Source organism: Streptomyces maremycinicus, from assembly GCF_001184025.1.
Taxonomy (GTDB): domain Bacteria; phylum Actinomycetota; class Actinomycetes; order Streptomycetales; family Streptomycetaceae; genus Streptomyces; species Streptomyces maremycinicus.
In genome coordinates, this window is record NZ_BBYG01000008.1 from 955,217 (window position 1) to 961,346 (window position 6,130).

Here is a 6,130-nt window from a genome sequence, read left to right on the forward strand (position 1 = left end):
CAACCTGGAGAACCTGCCTTGAGTCGTGAAACTGACAGTCCGTCCTCCGGGCCCAACGGGCGCGGCGGAGCCGCATACCCCTCGGGCACGCCGCCGTACGGCACCCCCGTGGTGTCCGACGGTGGCGCGGACGCGGGCCGTTCGTCCGCGCAGCCGGAGGAACGCAAGACCGAGACCACGCTGACGACCCGGATCCGCATCAACATCCCGGGTTCGCGGCCGATTCCGCCGGTCGTGGTGCGCACACCCGTCGCCGACACGGACAACACGGGCGGCGACAGCGCCGACGGCAACGCGCCCGCCGGTGCCGAGCCGCAGTCGGCCGCGCCCGCGGCCACCGGCTACTCCTCGTCCGACACGGGCTCGTTCGAGCTGCCCGCCGAACCCGCGCCCGCCGCCGAGGAGAAGACGAGCGACTGGTTCGCGCCGCGCAAGTCCGCCCCGGGCAAGGGCGGGCAGGGCGGCGGCTCCACCAACGGCGCGGGTCTGCCGGGCGGTTCCGCCGCGGGCGCGCCCACGGGTGCCCCCGCCGGCCCGGCGGGACCGGGCGGCGGAACCGGCGCCGGTGCGCCCGGCGGCGCCCGGCCGGGCAACGGACGTCCCGGTGGTGTGGTCGGCTCCATGAGCGTGCCGGGCGGTTCGCGCCCCGGCGGCATCAACGGCGCCGGGACCCCCGGCGGCGCCACCGGCGGTCCCGTGGCTCCGGGACACGGTGGCGGCACGGGCTCCTTCGACGTCACCGAGGCACTCGCCGCGGGCGGCCCGCAGGGCAACGGCCCGCGACCGGGTCAGCCGGGTCAGGGCGGACAGCCGGGTCAGCCGGGCCGACCGCCGGTGCAGGGGCAGCCGCAGGGGTCGGGGCAGGGCCAGGGCGCCGGCGGCGGCGAGCCGCGGCGTGACAACCTGCCGTACTTCTCCGGCAACGGCCAGAACGGTCAGGCCGGCCAGAACGGTCAGGCCGGTCAGGCCGGTCAGGCCGGCCAGAACGGCCAGGGGGGTCAACCCGGCCGGAACGGCTTCGGCGCGCCGAACGGCTCGCACGGCCAGGGCCCCCAGGGCGGTCTCCCGGCCGGCCCCGGCGGCTCCTACGACTTCAACGGCCCCGACGGGCCCGGCGGCCCCGGTGGCCGTGGCGGCCCGCAGGGCGGGCCCGCGGGCCCGACCGGCGGCCCGGTCACCGGTGACGGCCCGATGGTGCCCCCGATGGGCGGCGCCCCGCACGGCGCGGCAGGCGCCCCCGGCGCCCCCGGCATCCCCGGTGTGCCTTCCGGCCCCGGTGGCCCCGGTGGTCAGGCGGGTCCCGGCGGGCCGCGTGCCCTCGGCGCCGGCCCCGGCACCGGTCCGCTCCCCGGCGGCGGCCTGAGCGACGACACCGCGATCCTCACCCCGCAGAAGCCCGCCCCCGAACCGGGCGCGGGCGGCTACGGCGGCCGTCCGGTCGACAACGTCTCCGGGCACACCGTCACCAGCGGGATCCCCGTCGTGCCCGGCGGCCAGGGCGGTGCACGCACCGGCGGACCGCTGCCGCACACCCCGCCGAAGGGGCCGGCCCCGGCCCCGCAGAGCGCGCCCGCGGGCGACTCCAGGAACGCGAAGAAGAAAAAGAAGAAGGGCCGCGGCAAGCTGCCCCTGCTGGGCGGTCTGGTGGTCGTCGCGGGCGTCGGTCTCTACGGCGCCGGCCTGCTGATGAACCACTCCGACGTGCCCAAGGGCACCACCGTGCTCGGCGTCGACGTCGGCGGCGGCACCAGCGACGACGCCGTCAAGAAGCTCGACGACGCCTTCGGCGAGCGGGTCACCCAGGCACTGAAGCTGTCCGTCGACGGCGACACCGTCACCCTGAAGCCGGATCAGGCGGGCCTCCAGTTCGACATGCAGGCCACGGTCGACGACGCCGCCAAGAGCGACTACAACCCGGTCTCCGTGATCGGCTCGCTGTTCGGGCAGCACCGCGAGGTCGAGCCCGCGATGCCGGTCGACGAGGAGAAGCTCCAGGCGGCCCTCGAGTCCGCCGCGGGCGGCTCCGGCTCGGCCACCGACGGCACGATCAAGTTCGAGTCCGGCAAGGCCGTCGCCGTCTACGGCAAGGCGGGCAAGGGCATCGACGCGGCGCAGGCCCAGGAGGCCGTCGTCGCGGCCTACCGCGGCCAGGTGGAGACGGGCACGAGCACCCCGGTGAAGGTCCCGACGACCGACAAGAAGCCGACGATCTCCGACGCCGAGGTCGACCGGATGATGAAGGAGTTCGCCGAACCGGCGATGTCCGGCAAGGTCACCGTGATGACCGACGCGGCGCACACGGTCTCCTTCAGCCCGAAGAACTCCCTCTGGAAGTTCCTCCAGGTCAAGGCGGTCAACGGCAAGCTCGTCGAGAGCTACGACCAGGCCGCGCTGACGGAGCTCTACGGCGGCACCTTCGACGGTGTGCTGATCACCCGGGGCACCGGCCAGAAGACGGCCGTCACGGTCCAGGACGTCATCAGCGCCCTGCGCCCGGCCCTGAAGAGCGAGACCGAGCGGACCGGGGTCATCGACACCGACCCGAGCTGACCCGACGCGGTGCCGTATGACATCTGTCATGCGGCACCGAGGACGGTGGACACTGCCGCCGACCCGGCCGTCGGCGCGACGATCGGTGCATGACGACGACAGCACCGGTGGTCGGGTTCGACCAGGTGAGCAAGAGTTTCGGCGAGGTGCGGGCCGTGGACGGCCTGACGCTCGCGCTGCGCCCGGGGGAGACCGTGGTGCTCCTGGGGCCCAACGGGGCCGGCAAGTCGACCACGCTCGATCTGCTGCTCGGCCTGAAGCAGCCCGACAGCGGCACGGTCCGCGTCCTCGGCACCGGCCCGCGCGAGGCGATCGTGGCCGGCCGGGTCGGCGCGATGCTCCAGAGCGGCGGCCTGATGGACGAGGTCACCGTCGCCGAACTGGTCTCGCTGGCCTGCGGACTGCACCCCAGGCCGTACCGGGTCGCCGATGTGCTGGCCCGCGCGGGCATCGCCCAGATCGCCGACCGCAAGGTCGACAAGCTCTCCGGCGGCCAGGCCCAGCGGGTCAGGTTCGCCCTCGCCACCGCCGGCGACAGCGACCTGATCGTCCTGGACGAGCCCACCACCGGCATGGACGTCACCACCCGGCAGGCTTTCTGGGCCACCATGCGCGAGCAGGCCGACCAGGGCCGCACGGTCCTGTTCGCCACCCACTACCTCGAAGAGGCCGACGCGATCGCCGACCGGGTGCTGGTCCTGCACCGCGGCCGGCTCCTGGCCGACGGCACGGCGGCCGAGATCAAGGCCAAGGCGGGGGCCCGCAGGATCGCCTTCGACCTGACGGACGGGTTCGACGAGGGGGCCCTGCGCGCCCTGCCGTTCCTCACCAGCCTCACCGTGTCGCACAGCGGCCCGGCCACCGGACCGGCCCGGACCGTCCGCATCCAGTCCACCGACGCCGACGCCACCGTCCACGCGGTCTACGGCCTGGGGCTCTACCCCCGCAACCTCGAAGTCGCCGGCCTGGGCCTGGAGCAGGCCTTCGTCGCCCTCACCACCGCCGAGGAGGCGAAGTCCGCGTGAACGGCCTGATCAAGCTGGAACTCACCCGCGCCCTGCGCAACCGCAAGTTCCTGTTCTTCTCGGTGATCTACCCGTCGGTGCTGTTCCTGCTCATCGCCGGCAGCGCCGACGCCACGGAGAAGGTCGACGGCACGGGCCTGACCCTGCCGACCTACATGATGGTCTCGATGGCTTCCTTCGGCGCCCTCACCGCCGTCCTGATGGGCAACAGCGAACGCATCGCCAAGGAGCGCCAGAGCGGCTGGGTGCGGCAGTTGCGCCTGACCACCCTCCCGGGCCGCGGGTACGTGCTCGCGAAGACCGCGAGCGCGGCCGTGGTCAGCCTGCCGTCCATCGTCGTCGTCTTCGCCGTCGCCGCGGCCGTCAAGGACGTACGGCTGGACGCCTGGCAGTGGTGCGCCCTGACCGGCGCGATCTGGGCCGGCAGCCTGGTCTTCGCGGCCCTGGGCGTGGCGATCGGCTACCTCGCGAACGGGGACGCGGTCCGCCCCATCACGATGATCACCTACTTCGGCCTGTCGATCCTCGGCGGCCTGTGGATGCCGACGACGACCTTCCCGGGCTGGCTCCAGGACATAGCCGAGTGGGTGCCGACGCACGCGTACGCTGCCCTGGGGCAGTCCATCGAGCAGAGTCAGGCCCCGCATGCCGAGGACATCGTCATCCTGGCCGTCTTCTTCGCCCTGTTCACGGGCGGCGCGGCCTGGCTGTACCGGAAGGACACGCTGAAGGCGTGAGCGTCATGACGGACGACCAGCTGTCGGAGGAGGCCCGGGGCGGATCGCCGATCGCGCTGGGCCGGACCGCCCGCACGACACGCGAGCTGTGGCGGCGCAAGGTGCTGTGGATCGGCGTCTGGCTGGTGTTCCTCAGCTCGCCGGTCCACGACCTCGTCGCGGGCGACCACACCACCGGCGGCACGGTGGCGGGCTGGCTGGGCCTGGCGGTGTTCGTCACCGTCTACCTGTCGCTGCTCTTCCGCGACATGGGGGCCGCGCCCTACCCCGACCGGCTCGTCGCCGCCCTGATCGGCTCCATGGCGGTGCTCGCCACCGTCCTGTGCCTCACCCTGGGCTCCGCCTGGCTCGGGCTGTACTGCTACGTCTCCGTGGCCTGCGGGACGGTGCTCCCGCTGCGGCTGGCGTTCTGGACGATCCCGGGCACGGCCGCGCTGATGCTCCTCGTCGGTGTGCGCACCGGCGAGGAGGAGGCGCTGAACCTGCTCCTGCTGGTGCTGCTCATCGGCTTCGCGATGACCGGGGTGAGCCAACTGGTCCGCACGACGGTGGAGTTGCGCAAGGCCCGCGCGACGGTCGCCCAGCTCGCCGCCAACGAGGAACGGCTGCGCCTGGCCAGGGACCTGCACGACCTGCTGGGCCACTCGCTCTCCCTGATCACGCTCAAGAGCGAGCTGGCCGGCCGGATGCTCCCCGGCCACCCCGAGAAGGCCGCCCAGCAGGTCGCCGACATCGAACAGGTCAGCCGGCAGGCCCTGGTGGACGTCCGGGAGGCCGTCACCGGCTATCGGCGCCCCCGTCTCGCCGCCGAACTCGCGGGCTCGCAGGTCGCGTTGACGGCGGCCGGCATCACCGCCGTGATCCCCGCCGAACCGGACCTCGACGGCGTCCCCGAGGAGAGCGAGGCGGCCCTCGCCTGGACCCTGCGCGAGGCGATCACCAATGTCGTACGGCACAGCGGCGGCGCCCGCTGCACGGTGGACCTGGTGCGGCGCCAGACCCTGGACGGCCCGGTCCTCGAACTCTCCGTCGAGGACGACGGATCCGGCGGCTCCGGCAAGGGCCCCGGCAACGGCCTCACCGGCCTCACCGAGCGCCTGGAGAAGGCCGGCGGCACCCTGGAGGCGGGCCGCGTCAGGCGCGGTTTCCGGCTGACCGCCCGGGTCCCGGCCGGTCCGGTGCCGGACGTAGGATCCCGCTCATGAGTGGTGGCATGATCAAGGTCCTGCTGGCCGAGGACCAGTCGATGGTCCGCGAGGCCCTGGCGGCCCTGCTCGGCCTCGAGGACGACATCGAGGTGGTCGCCCAGGTGGCGCGCGGCGACGAGGTCCTCGCGGCGGCCCGCGCCCACGACGTCGACGTCGCCCTCCTCGACATCGAGATGCCGGGCGCGACGGGCATCGAGGCGGCCGCGCAACTCCACAAGGAACTGCCGGGGTTGAAGCTGGTCGTGCTCACGACCTTCGGCCGCCCCGGCTATCTGCGCAGCGCCATGGAGGCGGGCGCCGACGCGTTCCTCGTCAAGGACGCGCCCGCGGCGCAACTCGCGGCGGCGGTCCGCAAGGTCCTGGCGGGCGAGCGGGTCATCGACCCCACGCTGGCGGCGGCGGCCCTGGCGGGCGGCGCGAACCCCCTCACCGACCGGGAACGCGAGGTGCTGCGCGCGGCGGCCGACGGTTCGACGAACGCGGAACTGGCGGCGGCCCTGCACCTGTCCCAGGGCACGGTCCGCAACTACCTCTCGACGGCGATACAGAAACTGGCCGTACGCAACAGGGCCGAAGCCGTACGAACCGCGAGGGAGAAGGGCTGGCTCTG

General features: G+C 73.7%; 5 protein-coding genes. All 5 read left to right on the top strand.

The genetic code is table 11. The features are described 5' to 3' along the window. Positions 1-18: 18 nt before the first annotated feature. On the top strand, positions 19-2,550 hold the full coding sequence (locus tag AOQ37_RS40320) for a hypothetical protein (protein ID WP_062641287.1): 2,532 nt from the start codon (positions 19-21) through the stop codon (positions 2,548-2,550). A gap of 89 nt (positions 2,551-2,639) precedes the next feature. After that, positions 2,640-3,575 (top strand): ABC transporter ATP-binding protein, encoded by a 936-nt coding sequence (locus tag AOQ37_RS04565; protein WP_062641289.1) that lies wholly within the window; start codon positions 2,640-2,642, stop codon positions 3,573-3,575. Further along, complete coding sequence (locus AOQ37_RS04570; RefSeq protein WP_062641290.1) at positions 3,572-4,312, top strand: ABC transporter permease; 741 nt, start codon at positions 3,572-3,574, stop codon at positions 4,310-4,312. Before AOQ37_RS04565 ends, AOQ37_RS04570 begins: the two co-directional genes overlap by 4 nt. 5 nt (positions 4,313-4,317) lie before the next feature. Then, positions 4,318-5,517 carry a sensor histidine kinase gene (locus AOQ37_RS04575; protein ID WP_062641499.1) on the top strand — a complete coding sequence of 400 codons (1,200 nt, stop codon included), beginning with the start codon at positions 4,318-4,320 and terminating at the stop codon, positions 5,515-5,517. Continuing rightward, positions 5,514-6,130 (top strand): response regulator transcription factor (locus AOQ37_RS04580; RefSeq protein ID WP_062641497.1); only part of this gene is annotated, 617 nt, incomplete at its 3' end. The genes AOQ37_RS04575 and AOQ37_RS04580, both read left to right, overlap by 4 nt.

Bases quoted from the DNA above. Each gene is read 5' to 3' on its own strand.
- AOQ37_RS04575 (WP_062641499.1), top strand. From the start codon at position 4,318: ATGACGGACGACCAGCTGTCGGAGGAGGCCCGGGGCGGATCGCCGATC.
- AOQ37_RS04565 (WP_062641289.1), top strand. From the start codon at position 2,640: ATGACGACGACAGCACCGGTGGTCGGGTTCGACCAGGTGAGCAAGAGT.